This window comes from Psychrobacillus sp. FSL W7-1457 (assembly GCF_038593405.1).
GTDB lineage: Bacteria > Bacillota > Bacilli > Bacillales_A > Planococcaceae > Psychrobacillus.
Window position 1 is genome coordinate 2,698,560 of sequence record NZ_CP151993.1, and the last position, 26,860, is coordinate 2,725,419.

The window sequence follows — 26,860 nt, forward strand, 5'->3', positions numbered from 1 at the left end:
TATATATGGCTCCGAAGGTAGGACTCGAACCTACGACCAATCGGTTAACAGCCGATTGCTCTACCACTGAGCTACTTCGGAATAATGGTGGGCCTAAATGGACTCGAACCATCGACCTCACGCTTATCAGGCGTGCGCTCTAACCAGCTGAGCTATAGGCCCATTAATTGGAGCGGGTGAAGAGAATCGAACTCTCATCATCAGCTTGGAAGGCTGAGGTTTTACCACTAAACTACACCCGCGTGATAAATGGTGGCTCAGGACGGAATCGAACCGCCGACACAAGGATTTTCAGTCCTTTGCTCTACCGACTGAGCTACTGAGCCTCTTCGATTTACGCTAAGCGGCACAACTCTTTGTCAGCTTCACTCACTCATTCAGTCACGTACTTTAGTACGCTTCTTCTTTCGTTCGATTGCTTCCTCGATTTGCTTGCTTATCCTAAATCTCTAACATATTGAATAATAAATGGCGGTCCCGACCGGGATCGAACCGGCGATCTCCTGCGTGACAGGCAGGCATGTTAACCGCTACACCACGGGACCATTTGGTTGCGGGGACAGGATTTGAACCTGTGACCTTCGGGTTATGAGCCCGACGAGCTACCGAACTGCTCCACCCCGCGACAATAAAATCGTTGAAATTTAAATCAACTATGTATTTAATAACTTTTCCGTTTCCAAGCTTACTTGCATAGATGTTATGTATAATTTCCCACTAACAATAAGATGGAGGAGGAAGAGGGATTCGAACCCCCGCGCGGTATGACCCGCCTGTCGGTTTTCAAGACCGATCCCTTCAGCCAGACTTGGGTATTCCTCCGAAAAATTATGTTGGTGGACCTTGCAGGACTCGAACCTGCGACCGGACGGTTATGAGCCGTCTGCTCTAACCAACTGAGCTAAAGGTCCTTAAGATGGCGGCAGAGGGAGTCGAACCCACGACCTTTCGGGTATGAACCGAATGCTCTAGCCAGCTGAGCTACGCCGCCAGGAACTTTAAAAGAAAATTTTATATTTGGTGGAGCCTAGCGGGATCGAACCGCTGACCTCCTGCGTGCAAGGCAGGCGCTCTCCCAGCTGAGCTAAGGCCCCAAATTTTTATTAATAACTGGTCGGGAAGACAGGATTCGAACCTGCGACCCCTTGGTCCCAAACCAAGTGCTCTACCAAGCTGAGCTACTTCCCGTATATATATTGGCGCGCCCGGCAGGAGTCGAACCCACAACCTTCTGATCCGTAGTCAGACGCTCTATCCAATTGAGCTACGGGCGCTAATGTTACTTAAAAGTGGTGCCGAGGACCGGAATCGAACCGGTACGGTAGTCACCTACCGCAGGATTTTAAGTCCTGTGCGTCTGCCAGTTCCGCCACCCCGGCACTTAGTGAATCTTTGGAGCGGAAGACGAGGTTCGAACTCGCGACCCCCACCTTGGCAAGGTGGTGTTCTACCACTGAACTACTTCCGCTCGGTTATTAAATTAAATGGTGCGGGTGAAGGGAGTCGAACCCCCACGCCTTGCGGCGCTAGATCCTAAGTCTAGTGCGTCTGCCAGTTCCGCCACACCCGCATATTTATTTCACAAAAGTGAATGAGCCATGAAGGACTCGAACCTTCGACCCTCTGATTAAAAGTCAGATGCTCTACCAACTGAGCTAATGGCTCGGAAAATGGTGCCGGAGAAAGGACTTGAACCCTCAACCTACTGATTACAAGTCAGTTGCTCTACCAGTTGAGCTACTCCGGCAGGAGTAAAATTATGGTGGAGGATGACGGGCTCGAACCGCCGACCCTCTGCTTGTAAGGCAGATGCTCTCCCAGCTGAGCTAATCCTCCTGGGTAATATTTTTTTATTGCAAGCCCAGCGACGTCCTACTCTTGCAGGGGGAGACCCCCAACTACCATCGGCGCTGAAGAGCTTAACTTCCGTGTTCGGTATGGGAACGGGTGTGACCTCTTCGCCATCATCACTAGACTTGAATAATTATTGAAAGACAAGTTCTATTATATCAACTATGTAGATTATTACAAGCATTAATTTAATAAAAATTTATTCTTTCAAAACTGAATAAACTGACATCTTAGAAACAAACAATTTGGTTAAGTCCTCGATCGATTAGTATTCGTCAGCTGCACGTGTCGCCACGCTTCCACCCCGAACCTATCTACCTCATCGTCTTTGAGGGATCTTACTTACTTGCGTAATGGGAAATCTCATCTTGAGGGGGGCTTCGTGCTTAGATGCTTTCAGCACTTATCCCGTCCACACATAGCTACCCAGCGATGCCCTTGGCAGAACAACTGGTACACCAGCGGTGTGTCCATCCCGGTCCTCTCGTACTAAGGACAGCTCCTCTCAAATTTCCTACGCCCACGACGGATAGGGACCGAACTGTCTCACGACGTTCTGAACCCAGCTCGCGTACCGCTTTAATGGGCGAACAGCCCAACCCTTGGGACCGACTACAGCCCCAGGATGCGATGAGCCGACATCGAGGTGCCAAACCTCCCCGTCGATGTGGACTCTTGGGGGAGATAAGCCTGTTATCCCCGGGGTAGCTTTTATCCGTTGAGCGATGGCCCTTCCATGCGGAACCACCGGATCACTAAGCCCGTCTTTCGACCCTGCTCGACTTGTAGGTCTCGCAGTCAAGCTCCCTTCTGCCTTTACACTCTTCGAATGATTTCCAACCATTCTGAGGGAACCTTTGGGCGCCTCCGTTACACTTTAGGAGGCGACCGCCCCAGTCAAACTGCCCGCCTGACACTGTCTCCTACCCGGGTTACGGGTATGGGTTAGAATTTCAATACAACCAGGGTAGTATCCCACCGACGCCTCCTCCGAAGCTGGCGCTCCGGGCTCTAAGGCTCCTACCTATCCTGTACAAGTTGCACCAAAATTCAATATCAAGCTACAGTAAAGCTCCACGGGGTCTTTCCGTCCTGTCGCGGGTAACCTGCATCTTCACAGGTACTATAATTTCACCGAGTCTCTCGTTGAGACAGTGCCCAGATCGTTACGCCTTTCGTGCGGGTCGGAACTTACCCGACAAGGAATTTCGCTACCTTAGGACCGTTATAGTTACGGCCGCCGTTTACTGGGGCTTCAATTCGCACCTTCGCTTGCGCTAAGCACTCCTCTTAACCTTCCAGCACCGGGCAGGCGTCAGCCCCTATACTTCACCTTACGGTTTTGCAGAGACCTGTGTTTTTGCTAAACAGTCGCCTGGGCCTATTCACTGCGGCTCTTCTAGGCTATTCACCCAAAAGAGCACCCCTTCTCCCGAAGTTACGGGGTCATTTTGCCGAGTTCCTTAACGAGAGTTCTCTCGCTCACCTTAGGATTCTCTCCTCGACTACCTGTGTCGGTTTGCGGTACGGGCACCTCCCACCTCGTTAGAGGCTTTTCTTGGCAGTGTGAAATCAGGAACTCCGGACATACGTCCTTGCCATCACAGCTCAATGTTACAGAGTGCGGATTTGCCTACACTCACACCTCACTGCTTGGACGTGCATAACCAACAGCACGCTTACCCTATCCTACTGCGTCCCCCCATCACTCAAACGGTGGGGTGGTGGTACAGGAATATCAACCTGTTGTCCATCGTCTACGCCTATCGGCCTCGACTTAGGTCCCGACTAACCCTGAGCGGACGAGCCTTCCTCAGGAAACCTTAGTCATACGGTGGATGGGATTCTCACCCATCTTTCGCTACTCATACCGGCATTCTCACTTCTAAGCGCTCCACCAGTCCTTCCGGTCTGACTTCAACGCCCTTAGAACGCTCTCCTACCACTGATACCAAAGGTATCAATCCACAGCTTCGGTGATTTGTTTAGCCCCGATACATTTTCGGCGCAGCGTCACTCGACCAGTGAGCTATTACGCACTCTTTAAATGATGGCTGCTTCTAAGCCAACATCCTGGTTGTCTAAGCAACGCCACATCCTTTTCCACTTAACAAATACTTTGGGACCTTAGCTGGTGGTCTGGGCTGTTTCCCTCTTGACTACGGATCTTATCACTCGCAGTCTGACTCCCAAACATAAATCATTGGCATTCGGAGTTTGTCTGAATTCGGTAACCCGGGATGGGCCCCTAGTCCAAACAGTGCTCTACCTCCAAGATTCTAACGTTTGAGGCTAGCCCTAAAGCTATTTCGGAGAGAACCAGCTATCTCCAGGTTCGATTGGAATTTCTCCGCTACCCACACCTCATCCCCGCACTTTTCAACGTGCGTGGGTTCGGACCTCCAGTAAGTGTTACCTCACCTTCATCCTGGACATGGGTAGATCACCTGGTTTCGGGTCTACGACCACATACTCATTCGCCCTATTCAGACTCGCTTTCGCTGCGGCTCCGTCTTCTCAACTTAACCTCGCATGTAATCGTAACTCGCCGGTTCATTCTACAAAAGGCACGCCATCACCCGTTAACGGGCTTTGACTATTTGTAGGCACACGGTTTCAGGGTCTATTTCACTCCCCTTCCGGGGTGCTTTTCACCTTTCCCTCACGGTACTGGTTCACTATCGGTCACTAGGTAGTATTTAGCCTTGGGAGATGGTCCTCCCGGATTCCGACGGAATTTCACGTGTTCCGCCGTACTCAGGATACACTCTGGAGGGAATGAACTTTTGACTACGGGGCTTTTACCCTATCCTGCGGACCTTTCCAGGTCGCTTCGTCTAGCTCATTCTTTTGTAACTCCGTATAGAGTGTCCTACAACCCCAAGAGGCAAGCCTCTTGGTTTGGGCTCTTCCCGTTTCGCTCGCCGCTACTCAGGGAATCGAATTTTCTTTCTCTTCCTCCAGGTACTTAGATGTTTCAGTTCCCTGGGTGTGTCTCAGATGCGCTATGTATTCACGCAAATGTACTGCCCCATTACGGGCAGTGGGTTTCCCCATTCGGAAATCTTCGGATCGAAGCTCACTTACAGCTCCCCGAAGCATATCGGTGTTAGTGCCGTCCTTCATCGACTCCTAGTGCCAAGGCATCCACCGTGCGCCCTTATTAACTTAACCTAAAAGTTAAAAGTACTACACTTGCAATCACGTAAGTGATCACAATTTGAATATCTTGCGTTTGTTTCTTTTTTTGATGTCGTTTTATCCAGTTTTCAAAGAACAAGTTAAAAAGCTTTAAATGCTCATATAGAATGAACATTCAAAACTGAACTGCAAAACGTTAAGATACAGATAAAAATCTGTATTCCGAATATATCCTTAGAAAGGAGGTGATCCAGCCGCACCTTCCGATACGGCTACCTTGTTACGACTTCACCCCAATCATCTGTCCCACCTTCGGCGGCTGGCTCCCAAAAGGGTTACCCCACCGACTTCGGGTGTTACAAACTCTCGTGGTGTGACGGGCGGTGTGTACAAGGCCCGGGAACGTATTCACCGTGGCATGCTGATCCACGATTACTAGCGATTCCGGCTTCATGTAGGCGAGTTGCAGCCTACAATCCGAACTGAGAACGGTTTTATGGGATTTGCTCACCCTCGCGGGGTTGCGACCCTCTGTACCGTCCATTGTAGCACGTGTGTAGCCCAGGTCATAAGGGGCATGATGATTTGACGTCATCCCCACCTTCCTCCGGTTTATCACCGGCAGTCACCTTAGAGTGCCCAACTGAATGCTGGCAACTAAGATCAAGGGTTGCGCTCGTTGCGGGACTTAACCCAACATCTCACGACACGAGCTGACGACAACCATGCACCACCTGTCACCGCTGTCCCCGAAGGGAAAAGCCTATCTCTAGGCCGGTCAGCGGGATGTCAAGACCTGGTAAGGTTCTTCGCGTTGCTTCGAATTAAACCACATGCTCCACCGCTTGTGCGGGCCCCCGTCAATTCCTTTGAGTTTCAGTCTTGCGACCGTACTCCCCAGGCGGAGTGCTTAATGCGTTAGCTGCAGCACTAAGGGGCGGAAACCCCCTAACACTTAGCACTCATCGTTTACGGCGTGGACTACCAGGGTATCTAATCCTGTTTGCTCCCCACGCTTTCGCGCCTCAGCGTCAGTTACAGACCAGAAAGCCGCCTTCGCCACTGGTGTTCCTCCAAATCTCTACGCATTTCACCGCTACACTTGGAATTCCGCTTTCCTCTTCTGTACTCAAGTCCCCCAGTTTCCAATGACCCTCCACGGTTGAGCCGTGGGCTTTCACATCAGACTTAAAGGACCGCCTGCGCGCGCTTTACGCCCAATAATTCCGGACAACGCTTGCCACCTACGTATTACCGCGGCTGCTGGCACGTAGTTAGCCGTGGCTTTCTAATGAGGTACCGTCAAGGTACGAGCAGTTACTCTCGTACTTGTTCTTCCCTCACAACAGAGTTTTACGATCCGAAAACCTTCTTCACTCACGCGGCGTTGCTCCATCAGACTTTCGTCCATTGTGGAAGATTCCCTACTGCTGCCTCCCGTAGGAGTCTGGGCCGTGTCTCAGTCCCAGTGTGGCCGATCACCCTCTCAGGTCGGCTACGCATCGTCGCCTTGGTGAGCCGTTACCTCACCAACTAGCTAATGCGCCGCGGGCCCATCCTGTAGTGACAGCGAGATGCCGTCTTTTAACATTTCCTCATGTGAGGTAATGGATTATTCGGTATTAGCCCCGGTTTCCCGGAGTTATCCCAATCTACAGGGCAGGTTGCCCACGTGTTACTCACCCGTCCGCCGCTAAATCAGAAGAAGCAAGCTTCTTCATCATCCGCTCGACTTGCATGTATTAGGCACGCCGCCAGCGTTCGTCCTGAGCCAGGATCAAACTCTCCATAATAGAGAACTTAAAAAGCTCATTTTGTTTTGCTGGCATCATCATTAAATGATGTCAAAAATTGTTTTGCGTCAATCAAGCCGAAGCTTGTTGATGCTGTATGTCTTAACGTTTTGCATGTTCAGTTTTCAATGTTCATTGTGTCGTTTTGTTTTTGACGACTTTATTAGTATATCTCGCTTCAGTTAAGTTGTCAACAATTTTTTTTAACTTCTTTTAAGTCGTTACTCACATGTTCTGAAGGACATGTATTAATATACAACGATTAAAAACAAAAAGCAATACCTTTTATTAAAATTTATAGGTTTTTCTTTAATTATTTGATCTTTTCCTTCTCTTTTACGTTAAAAACACCGATTTATAAAGGTTTTACCTTACTTTCACTAGTTCCTGCTTATAAAAACATCTTTATTACTACTGGATTATCTATTATAAATGCTACCTTGGCTTCTGGAAAAAACTATTTTTATCTCTAAGTGATATTAAGCAGAAAACTGGGTATGTAAGTATAAGATTAAAATTTCCACATATTCTTAACTATCTATATGAAAGGAGGCACCACGGTGGATTGGATTCCCTATCTAAACGGATATGGTGAAATATTAATAAAATTAGGTTTTGCGGCAACCCTAAGTTTAGTTATAGGGATTGAAAGAGAATTAAAAAAGAAACCAATTGGCCTTAAAACAAGCATCGTCATTGCAACCTTTAGTTGTTTACTAACATACATATCAATAGAGTCAGCTTACAAAGCACATCATGGTCATGATGGAGTAAATATAACTATGGATCCTTTACGATTGGCCGCACAAATAGTAAGCGGTATCGGCTTTCTTGGAGCAGGTGTCATTCTACGCAAGGGCAACGACAGTATAAGTGGACTTACTACGGCAGCAATGATTTGGGGAGCCGGCGGAATAGGTATAGCGGTAGGTGCGGGTTTTTATCTGGAAGCTGCCCTTACCGTTGTTATCGTACTAATAGGTATAGAAGTAATCCCTCCTCTTCTATCTAAAGTCGGTCCGAAGCGCTTACGATCCAAAGAATTATCATTAAAGGTTATTGTATTAAAACAAGAAAGCATATCTAAAATGTACTATTACTTAAAAGACTGTGGCTTTTATATCGATAGTATTCGGATAAAAGATATTAAATTAGAGAATGATGAGATAAAACATGAAGTTCATATCAGATTATCTATTCTAACTAAGAAAAACACGGTAGAATTTTATCATTCCATTGCAGAATTGGAATTTGTGGAAACTTTGGAATTAGAATCAATTTAAAAAAGGAGCAACTATCTATGGGACAATTTTTCACTTTACTAAAGGGTGGTAATAAACCATCTTTAATCGCAGCAGTTGTTAATACAATTATCGCAGCTTTAAAAGGAGGAGCATTTTTCTTAACAGGGAACGTAGCAATGTTCGCAGAGATGATGCACTCAATAGGAGATGCAGCCAATCAATTCTTCGTCTTTATAGGCTCTGCTCTTTCTAAAAAAGCGCCTACACCAAAATTCCCAAATGGTTTTGGTCGATTGGTAAACCTCGTTTGCTTGGGAGCAGTTATATTAGTAGGAATCTTGTCGTATGAAACGATAAAAGAAGGATGGCATCATATACAGCACCCAGTAGCATCAGGTGGGCTAGCAATTACGTTATCCGTCCTTGCTATTGCAATAATATTAGAGTTTATCGTCTTATATAAGGCAGGAAAAGAAATTTTACATGAAGTTGGTATTAAAGGAACCTTCCTTGCCCCCCTCACTACAAGCTTTACACACTTAAATAGAGCAAAACCTGCTACAAAGCTTGTGTTTATGGAGGATTTAGTTGCTACTTCAGGTGGTATCCTTGCATTTGTAGCTGTATTAATTTCACACTTTACAGGTTTTCTACAAGCTGAGGGTATTGCTTCTATCCTAATTGGTTTAATGATGTTCTATGTTGTAGGTAAAGTGTTCCTTGATAATGCAAGAGGAGCTCTTGGAGAAACCGATGAACAGATGCTAGTGCATATTGCACATGTAATTTCAGATGTAAAAGAAGTTAAAGACATTCAACAGTTAGAAGTTATTAAAGAAGGAGAATATCTACATGTAACATTAATTGCTGAAGTTGATGCCTCACTTTCCTTTGCAACAGTCGATGATATCCATGATGTCCTAAAGAATCTTATCCTAAGTCAACAAGGTGTATCTGACGTTACGATCTCCTTTGATGAAGATGATGGAGTTAAAACCTGGAAGCATCATAAAGATACTAAAACTGTTTTAAAAACTAAAAATAACTAAGTATGATTAGACATCCATTTCATTGGATGTCTTTTTGTTTCTATATATCTTTCTACTTTAATAAGGGTGCTCAGTCTCGAATCCAGTTGGTTTACTATTAGTCCCCCTATCTTAAGTAAGCAAAATCTTCAATACTCGTTAATTTTATAAGCTTTGTTAAAGCTATTGGTTGATTTTGACTAACAATTCTTTTTAATAGTGACTGTAAACATTGAAAAAGGAGCATTCAAATGGCTATTAAGAACATAAATAGATGATGAAATTGGGGTTGGTGGCAGTGTTTCAGCTTTGTTTATGTGAGTAAATTGATTCGATTTATAGTTTATAGATGCTAAAGCTGTTCCCATTTATTGATTGGAGCTCCAGACGGCGACATAAGCAGGGATGAGTGAGACAGATAAGACCTCACAACCACGCGCTTAAGCGATGGGTGAGGGTTTATCGCTAACCCCGCGGAAAGCGTCCGGCTGGGGCGGAAATCAATTCTACTCTCTGATTTAAAGATTTCTTTGCATTATAAATCAACCCTACCCTTTAACATAGCCAATTTATATAAGAATTCTCCTATCCCCTATCATTCAAAAAAGCACTGCATTTGCAGTGCTTTTGTTCATCGTTTTTCAGTATAGATCAAGGCTTTATAAATGACTTTCTTCTATTAGTTAGAGGCAAGCTGTTAAAATTGCTTTTGTATCGTCGGCATTTAACTTATTAAAATTACCATACTCGCCACGTACCATTGCTTTTTCTATCATTAAATCAATATTAGAATCATCTATATTATAATCTGACAGATTTTTCGGTGCCCCTAAGGAAGCCCAAAATGCAGCTAATTTCTCGATGCCTTCTAATCCAACTTCCTCCGTTGTTTTTCCCGAAGGATCTACTTGGAATACTTTAACAGCCAGCTTAGCAAAGCGCTCAGGATTTACATGTAGGTTATGACGCATCCATCTTGGGAAAATGATTGCCAATCCTCCAGCATGAGGAATATCATAAACAGCAGATACCGCGTGCTCTATGTTATGGCTCGCCCAGTCACCGTTATATCCCATTTGTAAGAATCCGTTTAAGCCTAGTGTTCCTGCAAACAATATGGTTTCTCTTAGTTCGTAGTTTTCTAAGTCCTTTACCAGCTTAGGAGCGGCATCTATAACTGTACGTAGAGTCCCCTCAATCATTTCATCTTGAACTGGAGTATTATTGCCATTGTTATAATATTGCTCGAACATATGAGACATCATATCCACAATTCCATATACCGTTTGATCTAACGGAACTGTAAACGTGTTAACAGGGTCTAATATTGAAAACTTAGGAAAAACTAATGGACTGCCCCAACCGTATTTTTCTAACGTGTCTTCATTTGTAATAACAGAACCGGAATTCATTTCAGAGCCAGTTGCTGCTAAAGTCAAAACAGTACCAAAAGGAAGCGCTTCTTTCGGAAATGCTTTACGTGTAACTAAGTCCCATGGATCTCCCTCATATTTGGCAGCAGCTACTATTAGTTTAGTGCAGTCTATTACAGAACCGCCCCCTACTGCTAGTACCACTTCAATTCCCTCAGACTTACAAAGGTCGGCACCTCGTTTTGCGGTAGACAGTCTAGGATTAGGCTCAACTCCTGCTAATTCAAATACTTCCATGCCAGCTTCATTTAAATGGCTCATTACCTCATCATATAAGCCATTTTTTTTGATACTCCCACCACCGTATACTAATAGAACTTTTTTTCCAAATACAGAAAGCTCCGTAGGTAGTTTCGATAATTGTCCTTTACCAAAAATTAATTTGACTGGATTATAAAAAGAAAATGCATTCATATTCTTTATCCCCTTTCTTTACAATACTTATCATATAAAAAACCGCTTGCAAAATACAAGCGGTTCAACCTATTGATTATACCCAGCCACGGAAGCGTGAAGCTTCTGCAGTTCTACGTACACCAACCATATATGCAGCTAAACGCATATCTATATTACGAGTAGAAGCTACTTCGTAGATATTTTCAAATGCATCCACCATTTTTTTCACTAACTTATCGTTAACTTCGTCCTCTGTCCAGTAGTAACCTTGGTTATTTTGTACCCATTCAAAGTAAGATACAGTAACTCCACCAGCACTAGCTAATACGTCAGGAACTAGTAAGATTCCACGTTCATATAGAATTCTAGTAGCCTCTGAAGTAGTTGGGCCATTTGCTGCCTCTACTACTATATTTGCCTTAATATTATGAGCATTGTCAGAAGTAATTTGGTTTTCAATAGCAGCTGGTACTAAAATATCACAATCTAATTCTAATAACTCTTCATTAGAAATAGTGTTTTCAAACAAAGTTGTTACTGTTCCAAAGCTATCACGACGATCTAATAAATAATCTATATCTAAGCCATTAGGGTCATGTAATGCACCGTAAGCATCGGAAATACCAATTACTTTTGCACCTTGATCGCTCAAGAACTTAGCAAGGAAGCTTCCTGCGTTTCCGAAACCTTGAATAACCACTCTAGCACCCATCATATCAATGCCGCGTTTCTTAGCTGCTTCATTAATAATAATTGTAACACCTTGTGCTGTTGCACGGTCACGACCTTGAGAGCCACCAAGAACTAAAGGTTTCCCAGTAATAAATCCTGGAGAGTTAAATTGGTCCATGCGACTATATTCATCCATCATCCATGCCATAATTTGCGCATTTGTAAAAACGTCTGGAGCAGGTATATCTTTTGTTGGTCCAACAATTTGGCTAATTGCACGTACATAGCCACGGCTTAGACGTTCAATTTCTCCCATTGACATTTCACGTGGATCACAAGCTACTCCACCTTTACCTCCACCATATGGAAGATCAACGATTCCAGCTTTTAAAGTCATCCACATAGAAAGTGCTTTCATTTCTTCAGGTGTTACGCCTGGGTGAAAACGGACTCCACCCTTTGTTGGTCCAACCGCATCGTTATGCTGTGAACGGTAACCAGTAAATACTTTTACAGTATTGTCATCCATTCTTACTGGGATTCTTACCTCTAACATACGAAGTGGTTCTTTTAACAAATCATACATTGCCTCGTCGTAGCCTAATTTTTGCAAAGCCTCTTTAATGACAGCCTGCGTTGATGTGAACAGGTTTAGATTTTCAGCCATTTATTATTTCGCCTCTTTAATTCATAATGATTTCATCGGAAATAATTGTAACACAATTCATTTCCGATGTGGGATACAAATATTAAATAGTAAATACTTTTTTAATTTTCTCAATCGCCCAGTCAAGTTCTTCTTTTGAAATTACTAAAGGTGGGGCAAAACGGATTACAGTATCATGTGTTTCTTTACATAGTAAACCAAGCTCTTTTAGTTCTTCACAGTATGGTCTTGCAGCTTCTGTCAATTCCATTCCTATGAATAATCCACGACCACGAATCTCTTTAATAGAAGGGTGTTTAATCTGTCTTAAAGCATCCATAAAGTAATTACCTAGTTCTAGTGAACGATCAGCAAGCTTTTCATCTATTAAAACATCAAGTGCTGCAAGAGAAACTGCGCAAGCCATAGGATTCCCACCAAAAGTAGAGCCGTGTGAACCTGGATTAAACACTTCTAGAACATCACGGTTAGCTACGATACATGAGATTGGGAAAACTCCCCCACCTAATGCCTTACCTAAAATATACATATCAGGTTCCATGTCTTCCCATTCACATGCGAACATTTTACCTGTGCGGCATAATCCAGCTTGAATTTCATCTGCGATAAATAATACGTTATTTTCACGACATAATTCACGTGCAGCTTTCATAAATCCTTCTGGTGGAATAATAATTCCTGCCTCACCTTGAATCGGTTCTATTAGGAATGCAGCTGTGTTTGGAGTAATTGCTTGCTTAAGCGCTTCCAAATCACCATAAGGAATTAGTTTAATACCCGGAAGCATTGGGCCAAATCCTCTTTTGTATTCTGGATCTGAAGATAAAGAAACAGCACCCATCGTTCTACCATGGAAGTTACCGTTACAAGCAATAATCTCTGCTTGATCTTCAGCAACACCTTTAACATCATAAGCCCATCTACGAGCTGCTTTAAATGCTGTTTCCACAGCTTCAGCTCCAGTATTCATCGGTAAAACCATTTCTTTGTTCGTTAACTGACTTACTTTTTCATACCATGGCCCTAACTGGTCGTTATGGAATGCGCGAGAAGTTAAAGTTACACGATCTGCTTGGTCTTTTAACGCTTGAATGATTTTTGGATGACGGTGTCCTTGGTTAACTGCTGAATATGCAGAAAGCATATCCATATATTTTGTACCCTCTGGATCCTTTACCCAAACACCTTCTGCTTCAGAAACAACGATTGGAAGCGGATTATAGTTATTTGCACCATACTTTTCTGTTTGTTCAATTACTTTACTTGATACTGACATTTGTTTTCCCCCTTCTTGATTGAAAAGGCAGACATGATCAAACTGCCTGCCATTTCAATAATTAATACATATATTTTACAACATTTCAGAAGTTGTTTTAGCTTGCATATGAAGTTGAATATAATCAGGACCGCCAGCTTTAGAATCTGTACCAGACATATTGAATCCACCAAATGGTTGGTATCCAACGATGGCACCAGTACATCCACGGTTGAAGTATAAGTTACCTACATGGAAATCTTCGCGTGCTTTTTCTAAGTTCATACGGTTATTTGTAATAACAGCACCTGTTAAACCATATTCAGTATTGTTAGCAATTTCAATTGCTTCGTCGAAATCTTTTGCTTTAGAAACACCAAGAATTGGTCCGAAGATTTCTTCTTGCATAATACGAGAATCTGGAGCTAAATCAGCAAATACAGTAGGTTGGATGAAGTAACCTTTTGAATCATCGCCTTCTCCGCCTGTGATTAAACGGCCTTCTTCTTTACCAACTGGAATATAGCTCATAATTTTTTTGAATGCAGAAGCATCAATTACTGGACCTACATAATGCTCATCTTCATCTGGAATACCTACAGATAACTCATCTGTTAATTCTTTAACGCGTGCAAGAACTTGATCGTACACGTCTTCAACGATAACTGCACGTGAACCAGCTGAACATTTTTGGCCACTAAATCCAAAAGCAGATCTTACGATAGATTGAGCAGCTAATTCTAAATCAGCTTCTTTATCCACTACGATTGTGTCTTTACCGCCCATTTCAAGAATTGTACGTTTAATCCAAATTTGTTTTTCAGCTAATTTAGCTGATTTTTCTACGATTCCTAAACCAACGTCACGAGAGCCTGTGAAGCTGATTAAACGAGTGCGTGGATGCTCAACTAAGAAGTCACCAATTTCAGCACCTGAACCAGGGATGAAGTTAACAACACCAGCTGGCATTCCAGCTTCTTCTAATACTTCTACAAATTTATACGCAACAACAGGAGTTGTAGATGCAGGTTTTAGTAACACAGTGTTACCAGCAACCATAGCAGCTACAGTTGTCCCAGCCATGATAGCAAATGGGAAGTTCCAAGGAGAGATAACAACAGATACTCCTAATGGAATATAGTCGTAACGGTTGTATTCACCTGGACGACTTTGAACTGGCTGACCTTCTTTAAGGCGTAGCATTTGACGACCATAATATTCTAAAAAGTCAATTCCTTCAGCAACCTCTACGTCTGCTTCAACCCAAGTTTTCCCTGCTTCTCTTGATAATAAAGCGGAGAACTCAAATTTACGACGACGAATGATAGCAGCTGCTTTGAACAATACATCAGCGCGTACTTCTGGTTTAACTTTTTTCCATGTATTAAATGTTTCATCAGCGATTTTAAGCGCTTTTTCTGCAATTTCTTGAGAAGCTTTTGATACTTTACCAATTACTTCTTCTTTTTTAGCTGGATTATAAGATACGATTTTACTGTCAGTAATGATTCTTTCTCCACCAACGATTAATGGAAAGTCTTGACCTAAATAAGCATCAACAATTTTATAACCTTCTTTTATTGCTTTTTTATTTTCCTCTTTTGAAAAATCAGTAAATGCTTCGTGTTTATAAGGTATCATTATAAATCCTCCTCTTAAGTTATAACGCAAAAAAAATTTGCACTATCAATACTTCTTCCCTTATAATAATGCAAAAGATTGTTGCGTTTTTCAAGTAAAATTAACTAAAATGTTAAATTTTTTTTGGGGGTGATATTTTTGTCTAGTAATTTCAGTAAGCTGCTTCCATTTTATAAGTTCGCTACAGAGCAAGTGGCTGTAGGTATCCACGCAATAGATCTAATGGGAAAAACCATTATATACAATGAAAAAATGAAAGAAATAGAAGGCTTAAACTCGATGGACATTGAAGACCGTTCCATTTTAGAGTTATTTCAGTTCGAACAGCACGAGAGCACACTACTAAAAGTACTACATAGCGAAAAGCCCGTCCTAAGAGCGAAACAGACCTACTGGAGCAGGAACGGCCAAGAAATCACCACTATAAATGACACATATCCTGTTTTTGAAGAAGGTACCTTAATAGGAGCTATCGAATTCTCGAGAGACATTACTGCATTAGAAAAACTTTTGTTTCAGCCCCTAAAACGATATAACGAATCGATCACCCTCTCTTCGATAACCGCCGAGTCCGAACTGATGAAAAATGTAAAGGAACGTTCCATTAAAGCAGCAAATGTCCGTATGCCTATCTTATTAATAGGCGAAGCTGGAACAGGAAAAGATTTAATCGCGGAAGGAATTCATCATGAGCTATCCCCACCAAACGAGCAATTTATAACGCTCTACTGCTATAGTGCTGACGATCAAATTATTAGTAAATTTGAACTGGAGATTAAAAGCCTTCGTAACTGCACTATATTTTGTGAAAGAATAGACTTATTATCCATCGATTTACAAAATAAATTAATTGAAGTATTAAAAGAAAATGGGTCAAACCAAAATTTATTTATAGCTAGTATTGGTGAAGATCCAATCGATATGATTTCTAATAACCAACTGGCAAAAGAGCTTTACTATTACTTCACTTCCATAACTATTAATATTCCTCCGCTCCGTGACCGACCAGAGGATATAATGCCATTCGTACATGATTACTTCCAACGTCATTTAAGTCGCTATTCTTCGACATTAGAGGAGATTGATCCTCAAGTGGTAAAAGTATTTAAAAGTTATGATTGGCCAGGCAATTTAAAGGAATTAGAGCTTCTTTTGGATGAAATCACTTCTATGATAACTACAGAAAACACACTAAGCTTTAATATGCTTCCTTTGCATTTCAAGCTAAAAATACAAGGATTAAATGAAACGATGAAAAACGCCGAAGACTTCGTTGTTTCTGCAGAAAAAGATTTACTTCCGCTAGATGAATACCTAAGACAGGCTGAAACCTATTATTTACAAAAGGCATTAGAAAAATATAATAATAATATTACCAAAGCAGCTGAAGCGCTAGGAATGAGCAGGCAAAATTTGCAATACAGATTACGAAAGATAAAGAACGCTTAAATCAAAGAACGCCATTTAAAACACTAAAAAGGTGAAGAAGGGATTAGCCCTTCCTCACCTTTTTCTCTTACCGAATGGATTGTTGAATCCATCCTGCTAATTTTTCTTTCAGAGTATTAAAGCCTTCTTCGTCATGCTCATCTACTCGTGCTTGAAGTGATTTACGTGGTTTATCGTCCCGCTTTGGAGAAGTAGGCTTTTCTTGAAGCTCTCTAATGGAAAGACTGATTTTCCCCGCTTCCCCATCTACCTCTAAAATTTTAACCTCTACTTCTTGACCTACCGTCAAAAACTCTCCTACTTCTTTTACATAACCATATGTTATTTCTGATATGTGTACTAGACCCTGTGTTTGTTCATCTAGACTTACGAACGCACCGTATGGTTGAATACCTGTCACTTTACCAGTAACCACATCTCCTACCTTAAATGTTTTTGTCATATGCCGTCCTACTTTCTTATATACGATATTGTCATGTTAAATTATAACATATCAGAAAGTATATGACCAAAAAACACGGGAGCGCCATGGAAAGAACGTCTAGCAATTTGTCCAAGGAAATTTATATCCTCGGCATTCTCAAAGCACTTTTTAGCTGTTCTGATACACGATCTGAAGAGCCTTGTATTAAATGCACTCCTATTCAACAAACTGCTCCAAATCCCCGTTACCTTCTAAGTGAAGAGCATCCTCAATATCTCCATGATCTAATGCGTCCCAGGTTTCTGATTGTGTCCAACCGCTGCTTTCAAATTCATTCACTATTGGCTTTAATAAAAACTGTATGATATTAGAGCTACTAGATTCATTAACGACATCACTCCAAATATCTTGATATTCTTTTTTAACAACGCCCTTATCAAACACAGTGCTATCGGTAGTCCCCTTTATCACTGCATAAAATAATTCGGTGTAGTACATTTTCAACAAATCCTTATGCATATATAAATCTGAACTGCTTACTAGGAATTCGTCTAAGTACATCAATATTGCTACTGAATCATTCAAACTATAAATTAATTCGCCTGCATATGTAAAAGGCGCTTTTTCTAAAGTATGAATATATTTAAAAAATGTTGAAGCTAAAATATTTTTCAATTCATCGACCTGTTCTTCGGTCAACTTATATTGAATGGTCATATCTGATGCTGGGTATAGATTTTCCTTATTTAATGCTGCTAGCTGCTCTTCAGAAATATCACCCTTTTCATCAAAGTACTCACTCAATTCTTTGATCCTACTAGAATAAGTATTAAAAAACTCAGCTGTATCCTCTTCTGATAACTCTTGACCATTATCTATTACTTCCTGGATCATTTCTGATGGAAGATAAAGAGAATGAATTAGTTCGTTATATCTCATATTTAGTGAGTCTTCAGTCGAAATGGAGAGGATGTTTTCATACATTGAAGAATTGCTCTCTCCTGTATAATATTTATAAAGTGTATCTGCTCCTTGAACGAATGAAATTTTTGAAAATTCTTCCTCCGTCAGATGTAACATTTCTCTACGTTTTTCTCGTTCTTGATCGTAATTGTTTTTTAGTCTTTCAATGAATTCTATAGAGGCATCCGCTAAAGGAACGTTACCCTCTCCATCAATATTCGCTAACTGATTGGCATTAGAAGGCGGTTTTTCTTCCTGAAAGCTTGCTCCTATTATTCCAAAGACAAGTACTGCTGCAGCACTAACTAACCATACCGCAACTCGTTGCCAATTCATTTTCTTTTGTTTGACCTGAGTTAGTTCATTTGATTTGTCTCTATCTATTTTTTTTAATATGTCATCGGAATCGATAGTTGAAGGTAGTCGATCATAGGATGATTTTAAAAGAGCTAATCGGTCTTCTAGTTTTTTATCGTCCATGGTTTTCACCTCCACTAATTTGTAAGGCATTCTTCAAATGTCCCTTCGCCCTTAATAATCGAATTTTAATGGTGGACATCGGTACATTAAGTACCTCTGACATTTGTTCGTAAGACATGTCATGGAAATAGAAAAGGATAATAGGGTGTCGATATTTTTCATTTAATAACTGTATTGCCTCATGAAGCTCTCGATCTTCTTCAAACACCAAGACCTTTTCTTCGGCAGATTTCATTATGTAACTTTCTTGTGAATTACCCTGAAGCTTCACTTCTTTTTGAGCTTCCCTTGTTTCCTTGCGATAATAGTCTCTCGTTGCATTTAATGTAATTTTATATAACCAAGTTGTAAATCGTTCTTTTTTGAATTGGTGTAGGAAACGGTAAAGCTTTACAAACACTTCCTGTGTGACATCAGGTATGTCTTGCACTCGCACGCCGCATTGAAAAGCAAATTTTTCTACGGTTCGGTGATGTAAGCGAATGAGCTCCCCATATGCTAGTTGATCGCCCTGCTGTGCACGTTCGATCAATTCGTTCTCAACCATTGCTCCCCCTCACTCTCTCTTTTGCTATAGGTGTAACGTAAGATTACCTCTAATTGTTACACTTATCTTTTAATTTTTAAATACCTTGTATATAGTAACGAGTTTCAGTTTAATATAAGTTACCATTTATTTTTTGGAGGTAAAATAGTATACTATCACTTTAAATCGTTAAAGTACTAAAGGAGGAATACATATGAAAACTCGAGATCGTTTCGGGTCAAAAATCGGCTTCATATTGGCTGCGGCCGGAAGTGCTATTGGTTTAGGTGCGATATGGAAATTTCCATACATGGCAGGAACGAACGGCGGAGGCGTCTTTGTTTTGCTTTTTATCCTGTGTACTCTTCTAATAGGGTTACCGATTTTACTAGCTGAATTTATCATTGGGAGAAAGGGACAGGCGGACGCAGTAACGGGTTTTAAAAAACTGGCTCCTAACAAGCCATGGTTTTTAATCGGATGGTCTGGTTTCTTCTTCTCATTCATCATACTGTCATTTTATAGTGTAGTCGGTGGTTGGATTTTATCTTACTTATTCCGTTCTATTACACTTAGCCTAAACGGAAGTACAGATAACTTTTATGAGGACTTATTTAATACCGTCATTTCAAATCCATGGGAAGTACTAATTGGACAGGGAGCATTCATTTTGTTAACCGTTTGGATTGTCCAAGGTGGGATTAAGGGAGGAATTGAAAAAGCTAGTAAATGGATGATGCCCTTACTACTTATCTTTTTCGTAGTACTAGCCATACGCTCGGTGACTCTGGACGGAGCAATGGAAGGTATTAAGTTTTTACTCGTACCAGACTGGTCTTATTTTACTTGGGAAACTGCCCTGCTAGCATTGGGACAGGCATTCTTTTCATTAAGCGTCGGTGTTTCTGGAATGATTACTTACGCATCATACTTACCAAAGGAAACTAAATTAGGAAACTCGGCTTTAAGTGTTTCTATGCTGAATATTGGAATATCCATTATGGCAGGCTTAGTTATTTTCCCTGCAGTATTCGCCTTAGGTTTCTCACCAGATGCTGGCCCTGGCCTAGTATTCATCATACTTCCAGCAGTATTTGAACAAATTATTTTTGGACAGTTTTTCTTAATCATATTCTTTATACTATTACTTTTTGCTACTCTAACATCATCCATCAGCATGTTAGAAATCGTTGTTTCCATCGGCATCAAGTCAAAATACGATCGAAGAAAACGTTTTGCTTGGATCTTAGGTTTCTTAATTTTCCTTGTCGGAATTCCTAGTGCCCTTTCCTTTGGTGTGCTACAGGATATCAAAATCTTAGACTTATCTATATTTGATTTTGCTGACTTCTTTACTAGTAGTGTTGGTTTACCTTTAGGAGCACTTTTCATCTCCATTTTTGCTGGTTACCACTTTACCAAAGCAGATATTTCGAATGAGCTTGACTCAAAAGGCTTTTTATTAAATGCATGGAGAATCATTGTAAGATATGCAGCACCAATTGCCATTTTAATCGTATTTATTCAAGGCATTTTGAATGTACTCAAATAAGTTGATACTTTCTTGATTGTTTTTATATAAAAATACGAATTATGAAATTGAAAATAATGAGCTGTAATATAAACAAATCAAAAATTGTACTTTTTCTGACAATTGTTTGAAACTAGTTCTCAAAAAAAATATGCTATAATATGATGTAAGATGTGAAGAATTTTTAAAGAGGTGGATGGAATCATGAAAAAAGAATTACATGAGCAATTGCGACAACTAAGAGAAGAACGCAATATTTCTTTAGAAACACTTTCCTTAAAAACAAGAATCGGCGCTGGAAAACTGGAAGCGTACGAATCAGGTAGTGAAGTCCCATCAACACAAACTATATTAAAGCTATCGAATGCATTAGAAGTACCTGCCTCTAATTTGATGGATGGTCTTCAAGAAGTATAAGAATAGTAATAGAAAAAAGCTTTCGATTCAAGGAATCGAAAGCTTTTTCTTTTGTTGACCTATATTTGAAAGAGTGTAATAGCTCGTTAAATAATGCATTTCATTTCATATTTTATTGCAATTAGCTTATAAGAAATTTCGACACACTTTTCTAGTGGAATCCACTGTTCAAAGGAATGTTCATAGATTTCTTGTATTTTTCTAGCAAGCTCGGATGGGTGATCGATATCGTGAAGAGCAGTAACTACATCAGCAATCTCAGTTTCGTATGCATCGATACCAAATTGGAAAGGATCCCATTCCTGTAGTATCCAAACTGCTTTTCTATTCATCTGTATTGTATCCATTATTTTTTCACCTTACTACTTTTATTAGTTAGGGTTATAATAACACAATAAGTTAAAATTGAAAGGGGAATTTACTTTGTCAGATTTTTCAACTATTTTCAATCGTCGTAACACTTTTTCCGCAAAATGGGATATGTTAAAACAGGTATATGCAATTGAGGATGACACAGATGTACTACCAATGTGGGTAGCAGACATGGATTTCGGCCTTGCGCCAGTTATACAGGAAGCTATACATAAGCGTTTAGAACATCCAGTTTTTGGTTATTCTATCGCACCAGAAGCAGTAAAAGATGCATTATCTACCTGGGTATCTACTAAACACCAACTAGAAATACAGAATGAATGGATTCTTCTTCGTCATGGTGTAATACCTGCAATGGCGGAGGCAGTTGATGCTTTTTCCCAAAAAGGAGATAAAATACTCGTCCATACACCAATCTATCCACCCTTTAAAGGAATACCAAATAATTTAGAGCGAGAAGTCGTTACCTGTCGCCTTAAAGAGAACGGTAATTCTTTCGAAATAGATTGGACAGCCTTTGAAGAATGCTTAAAGCAAGATATCAAGATATTTATTCTTTGTAATCCTCATAATCCTGGCGGGAAGGTTTGGGGTAGAGAGGATTTAACTAAAATGGCAGCCTTGTGCAAGCAGCATGATGTATTGATCCTTTCAGATGAAATACATTCAGACCTTGTTTTTAAGCCGAATAAGCATGTACCTCTTCTCGTGGCAGCTGAAGAAACAGATAACATTATTACTTTCTTTGCTCCTACTAAAACGTTCAATCTTGCTGGTATTCAAGGTGCAGCAACGATTGTACCAAATGAAAAATTACGAAAAGTTTTAGAGAATGGTGCAACTAGACGTGGTGAGATGGGATTGAACGTGTTCTCACTTACAGCTATGCAGGCGGCATACGAACACGGAGAACAATGGCTTGAAGGTCTTTTAGAAGTTGTAGAAGGCAACATGAAATACGTAGTGGAACATTTATCCGCAATTGAAGGTGTTAAGGTTTCTATGCCTGAGGGCACATATTTAATGTGGATTGATTATCGAGGAACTGGCTTGAACGAAAAAGATATGATGGACCTTTTATTAACGAAAGGGAAACTCGCTTTAGAGCCTGGCACGAAGTATGGAGAAGGCGGAGATGGCTTCCTTCGTATGAACGTGGCGTGTCCAAGAGCAACAGTCGAGGACGGAGTGGCAAGATTCAAACTAGCATTATCCTAATATATAAGAATTTAAAGCTTTCTAGTTAAAGGATAATCCTTGGGAAGCAGTTGTACAGGCTGGTCATGACTAACTTCATGATCAGCTTTTTTGATTGCCAATAAGCTTCGACCTAAAAACTTGAAATAAAGTTATGTGATGCCTATTTATTACCAGTGCATCAAAAGTAAAATATGTCTTAAAAAACGAAAGAAAGGGTAAAGAGAATAATGAGCGAAATAACAGGAGGTAATTTTTTAATGAAGAATAATGTTATTGGAGTATATGAAAATGAACAGCAAGTGAAAGAAGTTATTGAAGGCTTAAAAGAAAAAGGCTATACAGATGAGGAAATTTCAGTTATTGCTAAAAATACAAACGGAGTTTCCGAAGTAACACAGGAAGTAAAACCTTCTACTAAGGATGGAGCTATTGCTGGAGCTGTAACAGGAGGAGCAATTGGCTTAGCCGGAGTGCTAGTAGGACTATCGACTGTATTAATACCGGGATTTGGCGCTGTGTTGGCTGCCGGACCTATAATAACAACAATTGGAGGAGCAGTAGTTGGAGCTAACTCTTCTGCAGGTGGGTTAAAGCATGCACTTATGGAACTGGGAGTAACAGATGATGAAGCTGAACGCTATTCTACAGACGTAGAAGACGGTAAAATCTTAATCTTTTTACATCCGAATAAATGAAAATAATTACACCAATCTTTCCCCTTGGAAGGATGAAAGCGATAAATTCATATGAGCCCCTATATTAGTTTCTTAAACAGCCATAGGGGCTTATTTACGTATTGCGTTTTTGTTTAATCTGCTTAGAAAAGTGGAGATGTGTTGCTAAATAATTAATAAATGTCCAGCCCTAGTTTGTCTAATAGGAGCTTGGATGAGTGAGCTGTAGGGGATTGTCGTAATCTATGGGTGGATTGTCGTAAATTTTCGTGGGATTGTTGTAAACTACTGTGCCATTGTCGTATATCTCTTTAAGCCTGTTCGTCCTTGTGTAATTTAAAATAGCGAGTAAGCAAACGATTACCCGTCCACTTACCCGCTAATTTAAGACGTTACTCAGAAGGTACGTTTTTCTCCGCTTCTTCTTTTCTTGCCTGTAATACACGATCTTCTATTTCCTTCGCTTTTGCTGCATCTTTAGCAGATTTCTTTTTAAACCATCGGAATAATAACACACAAAGAATAAATACCATGATAAACTCTAAAACTACTGGTATATACTCTGTTTTATCCTCAGGAAAATATAAATATAAAAAGCCTAATGAAAGAAAGTTTAACAAAGCAAACACTTCCCTACTTTATTTTTGAATAACCTCTATGGACTGAATAAGGATATCCTCTACAGGCTTATCATTTTGACCAGTTTCCACTTTAGCTATTTCATTTACTACATCCATGCCCTCAATAACTTGCCCGAAGACTGTATGCTTTTGATCCAAATTTGGTGTCCCACCTTTTTCCTCGTAAGCCTTAGCTACTTCCTCAGGCCATCCACCTTTAATAAGCTGTTCAGCTGTTATACCTTCTTGTGGTGGAGCTTGTACGATAAAAAATTGGCTGCCATTTGTATTTGGTCCCGCGTTAGCCATTGATAGTGCTCCATTGAAGTTAAAAAGATTCATCGTGAATTCATCCTCAAATGCTTCACCATAAATACTTTCTCCACCTGCTCCAGTTCCAGTAGGGTCTCCTCCCTGAATCATAAAGTCTTCAATGACCCGATGGAAGATAACTCCTTCATAGTAGCCTTCTTCTGCTTTAGTTATAAAGTTTTCCACTGTTTTCGGTGCTTCTTCTGGAAACAATTTAATTTTAATTGCTCCTAAGGAAGTATTCATTTGGACTAAAGCTTCATTTTCAGCAACTTCTGTTGAAAGTTGCGGATATGTGATTAATTCGTCCTCTTGTTGGGTATCAGTAGTAACAGCAGATTCTTCTTTTGTAGTCTCTTTTTTATTGTCTTTTTCAGTTTCAGTTGAATTACTTCCACATGCTGATATAAACAGTACAGTAAATAAACATAAAATAATTATTTTTTTCAATATAATCACCCCAAAACAGTTTAACATAATGAAAGATACTTTTCAGTGACAAAGTTTTTAACATTCAACTTCCTTAGTCACTCGAAATGTTTTATAATTTAATGCAGTACGTGTCAAGAGAAAGAAGGGATTTCAATGAGCGTACAAAAACGGAATTTTATTATTATGTGGTTTTCCATTTTCCTAGTTTCTAGCACCATGACTATGATCATGCCTTTTCTTTCTTTATATATTAATACGATGGGCGACTTTACAGATGCCTACGTACAAAAATGGTCTGGTCTAGTATTTGGAGCTACGTTTGTTTCCGCGCTTATTATGTCTCCTATATGGGGGAGAATAGCTGATAAATATGGCTATAAGCCTATTTTAATCATCAATGGATTCGGAATTGCACTCAGTGTGCTTTTAATGGGATTCATAAATTCGGTAGAAGCATTCTTTGTTCTTCGATTGTTTATGGGTGTTGTAACAGGATTTATCCCAACCTCACTAGCTTTTATCAGCTCTCAGACAGCGAGGGATGTTGCAGGCAAGACCATGGGCACGTTACAAATGGGTAGCGTATCTGGTACATTATTTGGTCCTGTAATAGGCGGATTTATGGCTGATACGTTTGGTTTTCAATACACATTTATCATTACAGCTACAGCAGTATCTATAGCTGCACTCCTAGTTATTATAGGGATTAGAGAACAACGTCGGGTTAAAGCGAAGGATGAGCATGAATATTCTAGAAAGACGGTCGTGTCTGGTATTTTTCATCATCGTCTAATACTTAATGTCCTAATGATTACGTCTTTAATACAAATTGGGCTTTTTAGTATTCAACCTCTTCTCTCCCTATATGTTTCCCACTTAACTGACTCCAGTGAAGTCGCTCTCTTAGCAGGCATAACCTTTAGTGCTACAGGTGTAGGTAGTCTTCTTTTCGCGAGAACTTGGGGGAAGCTTGGAGATTCGATTGGCTATGAAAAGGTTCTATCCATGCTGCTACTCATTGCATTTGTATTCATCGTTCCACAGGCCTTTGTTACGGAGCTATGGCAACTGATGGCTCTTCGCTTCCTATTTGGAATTGCTTCTGGTGGTCTAATACCAGTGACCACTGCCTTGATCCGACGAGAAGCACCGATTGAAGTTCAAGGAGAGCTTATGGGCTACAACACAAGCTTCCGCTTCTTAGGTAATATAATTGGTCCGATGTTTGGTGGATTTATCAGTGGATTTATCGGTATATCCTCTGTTTTCTTCGTTACGGGTGCCCTATTCCTGATAGCTTTCTTCATACTCTATTTCGCCGGTAAGAAACCCGTCCAAGACTTTGAAGAAGTGCTTCATGAGGAAGAACTACACGCTAATACGTAATAATGTAAGGCTTTCGACGCTAAATGGTCGAAAGCCTTTTTGTTTTATATAGAAATCCCGATTATCATTCAAACGGCAAAGGTTGAGTTCCATCGACATCAGTAAATCCATATTTTTTTGCTAGCTCCGCAACCATTAGTGCTTCTCCAGAAAGCTTAGATACTGTGCTGTCTGTTGCTAAAGCCAAAACAGCACGACCTACATACGCTGTTGTTTCCGTAGCTCCATCCTTGGGTCCAAAACCTGAATCTATAACTCTTTCCGTCCTCATCCAACCTGGGCAAACAGCAACGGCTGAAATATGGAATTCTTCTAATTCCTTTGCCATTCCTCGTGTCATTCGATTAATAGCATTCATAGCTAAGTCGTAATATAAATTACTAGAGATTTTTTCTTTTATAAAAAATGTAAGATTTACAATTAATCCTTTTTGGTGCTTTGCCATTAAAGGCACAGCGTATCGAGTAGTTAGTAAATAGGCTTGTGGCCCAGCAACCATCATAGCATCCCAGTGTTCCAATGGACGTTCCCAAAAATGCGGTCCATCCCCTGATGGTAGCGAGCTTTCGGACCCGCCAAATACACTATTAACTAAAATATCAATCCGACCCTGTTCCCTTTCAATTCTCTCAAATAGCTTTCTTACGTCACTATTATGTGTATGGTCACATTGTATCGCGATACCTTTACCCCCTCTTAAAGTAACACCAGCGGCAGTTTCCTCAATGGTTTCCGGACGGTTATCGGTTGTACTCCCCTTTACACTACGCCCTGTCACGTATACTGTTGCACCTGCACTGCCTAGTTGATAAGCAATTCCCCGACCCGCACCACGGGATGCTCCTGTAACAACAGCAATTTTCCCTTGTAATGGTTTCATATTTTACCGGCTCCTCTAGCTGTACCTTTTATATTTTTTTACGATTCTCCCTCATACAACTTTAACATAAATA

General features: G+C 40.7%; 19 protein-coding genes, 18 tRNA genes and 3 rRNA genes. 8 read left to right on the top strand and 32 right to left on the bottom strand.

The features are described 5' to 3' along the window. Window positions 1-6 precede the first annotated feature (6 nt). From NSQ95_RS13140 to NSQ95_RS13240, 21 genes are all read right to left on the bottom strand, one after another. Window positions 7-81, bottom strand: a tRNA-Asn gene (locus tag NSQ95_RS13140). Window positions 82-85: 4 nt separating this feature from the next. Continuing rightward, a tRNA-Ile gene (locus NSQ95_RS13145) sits at window positions 86-162 on the bottom strand. A 6-nt stretch (window positions 163-168) separates the two neighbouring features. After that, a tRNA-Gly gene (locus NSQ95_RS13150) sits at window positions 169-242 on the bottom strand. 8 nt (window positions 243-250) lie between these two features. Continuing rightward, window positions 251-326: transfer RNA gene (locus NSQ95_RS13155), tRNA-Phe, on the bottom strand. Between the two features lie 143 nt (window positions 327-469). Next, window positions 470-545, bottom strand: a tRNA-Asp gene (locus NSQ95_RS13160). Between the two features lie 3 nt (window positions 546-548). Continuing rightward, window positions 549-625: transfer RNA gene (locus NSQ95_RS13165), tRNA-Met, on the bottom strand. A gap of 104 nt (window positions 626-729) precedes the next feature. Further along, window positions 730-822 (bottom strand) — tRNA-Ser (locus NSQ95_RS13170). A 12-nt stretch (window positions 823-834) separates the two neighbouring features. Then, window positions 835-911, bottom strand: a tRNA-Ile gene (locus NSQ95_RS13175). Between the two features lie 6 nt (window positions 912-917). Then, a tRNA-Met gene (locus NSQ95_RS13180) sits at window positions 918-991 on the bottom strand. Between the two features lie 27 nt (window positions 992-1,018). Then, window positions 1,019-1,094: transfer RNA gene (locus NSQ95_RS13185), tRNA-Ala, on the bottom strand. A gap of 17 nt (window positions 1,095-1,111) precedes the next feature. Further along, window positions 1,112-1,188: transfer RNA gene (locus NSQ95_RS13190), tRNA-Pro, on the bottom strand. 9 nt (window positions 1,189-1,197) lie between these two features. Next, window positions 1,198-1,274, bottom strand: a tRNA-Arg gene (locus tag NSQ95_RS13195). A 16-nt stretch (window positions 1,275-1,290) separates the two neighbouring features. Beyond that, a tRNA-Leu gene (locus NSQ95_RS13200) sits at window positions 1,291-1,379 on the bottom strand. A gap of 14 nt (window positions 1,380-1,393) precedes the next feature. Continuing rightward, window positions 1,394-1,468 (bottom strand) — tRNA-Gly (locus NSQ95_RS13205). A gap of 17 nt (window positions 1,469-1,485) precedes the next feature. Next, window positions 1,486-1,570: transfer RNA gene (locus NSQ95_RS13210), tRNA-Leu, on the bottom strand. A 22-nt stretch (window positions 1,571-1,592) separates the two neighbouring features. Then, window positions 1,593-1,665 (bottom strand) — tRNA-Lys (locus NSQ95_RS13215). Between the two features lie 6 nt (window positions 1,666-1,671). After that, window positions 1,672-1,747 (bottom strand) — tRNA-Thr (locus NSQ95_RS13220). A 13-nt stretch (window positions 1,748-1,760) separates the two neighbouring features. After that, window positions 1,761-1,836, bottom strand: a tRNA-Val gene (locus NSQ95_RS13225). Between the two features lie 23 nt (window positions 1,837-1,859). Continuing rightward, window positions 1,860-1,975 (bottom strand): 5S ribosomal RNA (gene rrf, locus NSQ95_RS13230). A 121-nt stretch (window positions 1,976-2,096) separates the two neighbouring features. After that, window positions 2,097-5,025, bottom strand: a 23S ribosomal RNA gene (locus NSQ95_RS13235). Between the two features lie 205 nt (window positions 5,026-5,230). Then, a 16S ribosomal RNA gene (locus tag NSQ95_RS13240) occupies window positions 5,231-6,785 on the bottom strand. Together the 16S, 23S and 5S rRNA genes with 18 tRNA genes alongside form the textbook arrangement of a ribosomal RNA operon. A 560-nt stretch (window positions 6,786-7,345) precedes the next feature. On the opposite strand from NSQ95_RS13240, the gene NSQ95_RS13245 reads away from it, so the two are divergent. Beyond that, window positions 7,346-8,068: an MgtC/SapB family protein gene (locus tag NSQ95_RS13245; RefSeq protein WP_340882902.1), complete on the top strand. Its 723-nt coding sequence runs from the start codon at window positions 7,346-7,348 to the stop codon at window positions 8,066-8,068. Window positions 8,069-8,085: 17 nt separating this feature from the next. Then, complete coding sequence (locus NSQ95_RS13250; RefSeq protein WP_340882899.1) at window positions 8,086-9,078, top strand: cation diffusion facilitator family transporter; 993 nt, start codon at window positions 8,086-8,088, stop codon at window positions 9,076-9,078. Between the two features lie 662 nt (window positions 9,079-9,740). Here the strand turns inward: NSQ95_RS13250 and NSQ95_RS13255 are convergent. From NSQ95_RS13255 to pruA, 4 genes are all read right to left on the bottom strand, one after another. After that, the gene (locus NSQ95_RS13255) at window positions 9,741-10,904 is read right to left on the bottom strand and encodes an iron-containing alcohol dehydrogenase (protein ID WP_340882897.1); all 1,164 of its coding nucleotides are present in this window, start codon (window positions 10,902-10,904) and stop codon (window positions 9,741-9,743) included. Window positions 10,905-10,980: 76 nt separating this feature from the next. Continuing rightward, complete coding sequence (locus NSQ95_RS13260; RefSeq protein WP_169359682.1) at window positions 10,981-12,225, bottom strand: Glu/Leu/Phe/Val dehydrogenase; 1,245 nt, start codon at window positions 12,223-12,225, stop codon at window positions 10,981-10,983. An 82-nt stretch (window positions 12,226-12,307) separates the two neighbouring features. Continuing rightward, on the bottom strand, window positions 12,308-13,501 hold the full coding sequence (locus NSQ95_RS13265; RefSeq protein ID WP_340882893.1) for an ornithine--oxo-acid transaminase: 1,194 nt from the start codon (window positions 13,499-13,501) through the stop codon (window positions 12,308-12,310). A gap of 75 nt (window positions 13,502-13,576) precedes the next feature. Then, window positions 13,577-15,124 (bottom strand): L-glutamate gamma-semialdehyde dehydrogenase, encoded by a 1,548-nt coding sequence (pruA, locus tag NSQ95_RS13270; RefSeq protein ID WP_340885899.1) that lies wholly within the window; start codon window positions 15,122-15,124, stop codon window positions 13,577-13,579. Window positions 15,125-15,259: 135 nt separating this feature from the next. On the opposite strand from pruA, the gene NSQ95_RS13275 reads away from it, so the two are divergent. Further along, a complete protein-coding gene (locus tag NSQ95_RS13275) occupies window positions 15,260-16,570 on the top strand; it encodes a sigma 54-interacting transcriptional regulator (protein ID WP_340882891.1) in 1,311 nt (436 codons plus the stop codon). Window positions 16,571-16,637: 67 nt separating this feature from the next. Here the strand turns inward: NSQ95_RS13275 and yugI are convergent, their stop codons facing one another. From yugI to NSQ95_RS13290, 3 genes are all read right to left on the bottom strand, one after another. After that, the gene (gene yugI / locus NSQ95_RS13280; RefSeq protein WP_340882889.1) at window positions 16,638-17,012 is read right to left on the bottom strand and encodes a S1 domain-containing post-transcriptional regulator GSP13; all 375 of its coding nucleotides are present in this window, start codon (window positions 17,010-17,012) and stop codon (window positions 16,638-16,640) included. Between the two features lie 198 nt (window positions 17,013-17,210). Beyond that, window positions 17,211-18,437, bottom strand: coding sequence for a hypothetical protein (locus tag NSQ95_RS13285; RefSeq protein ID WP_342559725.1), 1,227 nt, complete (start codon window positions 18,435-18,437; stop codon window positions 17,211-17,213). Then, window positions 18,427-18,984, bottom strand: coding sequence for a sigma-70 family RNA polymerase sigma factor (locus NSQ95_RS13290; RefSeq protein WP_340882886.1), 558 nt, complete (start codon window positions 18,982-18,984; stop codon window positions 18,427-18,429). The genes NSQ95_RS13285 and NSQ95_RS13290 overlap by 11 nt, the downstream gene beginning before the upstream one ends. Window positions 18,985-19,177: 193 nt before the next feature. On the opposite strand from NSQ95_RS13290, the gene NSQ95_RS13295 reads away from it, so the two are divergent. Together NSQ95_RS13295 and NSQ95_RS13300 are read left to right on the top strand one after the other, a co-directional pair. Beyond that, window positions 19,178-20,515, top strand: a complete 1,338-nt coding sequence (locus NSQ95_RS13295; protein WP_340882885.1) for a sodium-dependent transporter — start codon at window positions 19,178-19,180, stop codon at window positions 20,513-20,515. Between the two features lie 183 nt (window positions 20,516-20,698). Further along, on the top strand, window positions 20,699-20,911 hold the full coding sequence (locus tag NSQ95_RS13300; RefSeq protein WP_169359675.1) for a helix-turn-helix transcriptional regulator: 213 nt from the start codon (window positions 20,699-20,701) through the stop codon (window positions 20,909-20,911). Window positions 20,912-20,997: 86 nt separating this feature from the next. Here the strand turns inward: NSQ95_RS13300 and NSQ95_RS13305 are convergent, their stop codons facing one another. After that, window positions 20,998-21,258, bottom strand: coding sequence for a DUF1871 family protein (locus NSQ95_RS13305; protein ID WP_169359674.1), 261 nt, complete (start codon window positions 21,256-21,258; stop codon window positions 20,998-21,000). Between the two features lie 76 nt (window positions 21,259-21,334). Here NSQ95_RS13305 and NSQ95_RS13310 point away from each other — a divergent pair, with 76 nt between their 5' ends. Continuing rightward, window positions 21,335-22,501, top strand: a complete 1,167-nt coding sequence (locus NSQ95_RS13310) for a MalY/PatB family protein (RefSeq protein ID WP_340882884.1) — start codon at window positions 21,335-21,337, stop codon at window positions 22,499-22,501. Between the two features lie 239 nt (window positions 22,502-22,740). Further along, the gene (locus NSQ95_RS13315) at window positions 22,741-23,178 is read left to right on the top strand and encodes a general stress protein (protein WP_340882883.1); all 438 of its coding nucleotides are present in this window, start codon (window positions 22,741-22,743) and stop codon (window positions 23,176-23,178) included. Between the two features lie 371 nt (window positions 23,179-23,549). On the opposite strand, the gene NSQ95_RS13320 is transcribed toward NSQ95_RS13315, so the two are convergent. Both NSQ95_RS13320 and NSQ95_RS13325 read right to left on the bottom strand, forming a co-directional pair. After that, window positions 23,550-23,777, bottom strand: coding sequence for a hypothetical protein (locus tag NSQ95_RS13320; RefSeq protein WP_340882882.1), 228 nt, complete (start codon window positions 23,775-23,777; stop codon window positions 23,550-23,552). A gap of 18 nt (window positions 23,778-23,795) precedes the next feature. After that, complete coding sequence (locus NSQ95_RS13325; protein WP_342559726.1) at window positions 23,796-24,539, bottom strand: peptidylprolyl isomerase; 744 nt, start codon at window positions 24,537-24,539, stop codon at window positions 23,796-23,798. Between the two features lie 135 nt (window positions 24,540-24,674). Between NSQ95_RS13325 and NSQ95_RS13330 the strand changes: the two genes are divergently transcribed. Next, complete coding sequence (locus NSQ95_RS13330) at window positions 24,675-25,907, top strand: MFS transporter (RefSeq protein WP_340882878.1); 1,233 nt, start codon at window positions 24,675-24,677, stop codon at window positions 25,905-25,907. 64 nt (window positions 25,908-25,971) lie between these two features. Here NSQ95_RS13330 and NSQ95_RS13335 read toward each other — a convergent pair whose 3' ends face one another. Next, window positions 25,972-26,787 (bottom strand): SDR family NAD(P)-dependent oxidoreductase, encoded by an 816-nt coding sequence (locus NSQ95_RS13335; protein WP_342559727.1) that lies wholly within the window; start codon window positions 26,785-26,787, stop codon window positions 25,972-25,974. Window positions 26,788-26,860 lie beyond the last annotated feature (73 nt).

Excerpts from the sequence above, each read along its gene's own strand:
- NSQ95_RS13250 (WP_340882899.1), top strand. The coding sequence starts at position 8,086 with ATGGGACAATTTTTCACTTTACTAAAGGGTGGTAATAAACCATCTTTA.
- NSQ95_RS13305 (WP_169359674.1), bottom strand. The coding sequence starts at position 21,258 with ATGGATACAATACAGATGAATAGAAAAGCAGTTTGGATACTACAGGAA.
- NSQ95_RS13315 (WP_340882883.1), top strand. The coding sequence starts at position 22,741 with ATGAAGAATAATGTTATTGGAGTATATGAAAATGAACAGCAAGTGAAA.
- NSQ95_RS13330 (WP_340882878.1), top strand. The coding sequence starts at position 24,675 with ATGAGCGTACAAAAACGGAATTTTATTATTATGTGGTTTTCCATTTTC.
- yugI (WP_340882889.1), bottom strand. The coding sequence starts at position 17,012 with ATGACAAAAACATTTAAGGTAGGAGATGTGGTTACTGGTAAAGTGACA.
- NSQ95_RS13255 (WP_340882897.1), bottom strand. The coding sequence starts at position 10,904 with ATGAATGCATTTTCTTTTTATAATCCAGTCAAATTAATTTTTGGTAAA.
- NSQ95_RS13295 (WP_340882885.1), top strand. The coding sequence starts at position 19,178 with ATGAAAACTCGAGATCGTTTCGGGTCAAAAATCGGCTTCATATTGGCT.
- NSQ95_RS13265 (WP_340882893.1), bottom strand. The coding sequence starts at position 13,501 with ATGTCAGTATCAAGTAAAGTAATTGAACAAACAGAAAAGTATGGTGCA.
- NSQ95_RS13300 (WP_169359675.1), top strand. The coding sequence starts at position 20,699 with ATGAAAAAAGAATTACATGAGCAATTGCGACAACTAAGAGAAGAACGC.
- NSQ95_RS13285 (WP_342559725.1), bottom strand. The coding sequence starts at position 18,437 with ATGGACGATAAAAAACTAGAAGACCGATTAGCTCTTTTAAAATCATCC.
- NSQ95_RS13260 (WP_169359682.1), bottom strand. The coding sequence starts at position 12,225 with ATGGCTGAAAATCTAAACCTGTTCACATCAACGCAGGCTGTCATTAAA.
- NSQ95_RS13290 (WP_340882886.1), bottom strand. The coding sequence starts at position 18,984 with ATGGTTGAGAACGAATTGATCGAACGTGCACAGCAGGGCGATCAACTA.
- NSQ95_RS13335 (WP_342559727.1), bottom strand. The coding sequence starts at position 26,787 with ATGAAACCATTACAAGGGAAAATTGCTGTTGTTACAGGAGCATCCCGT.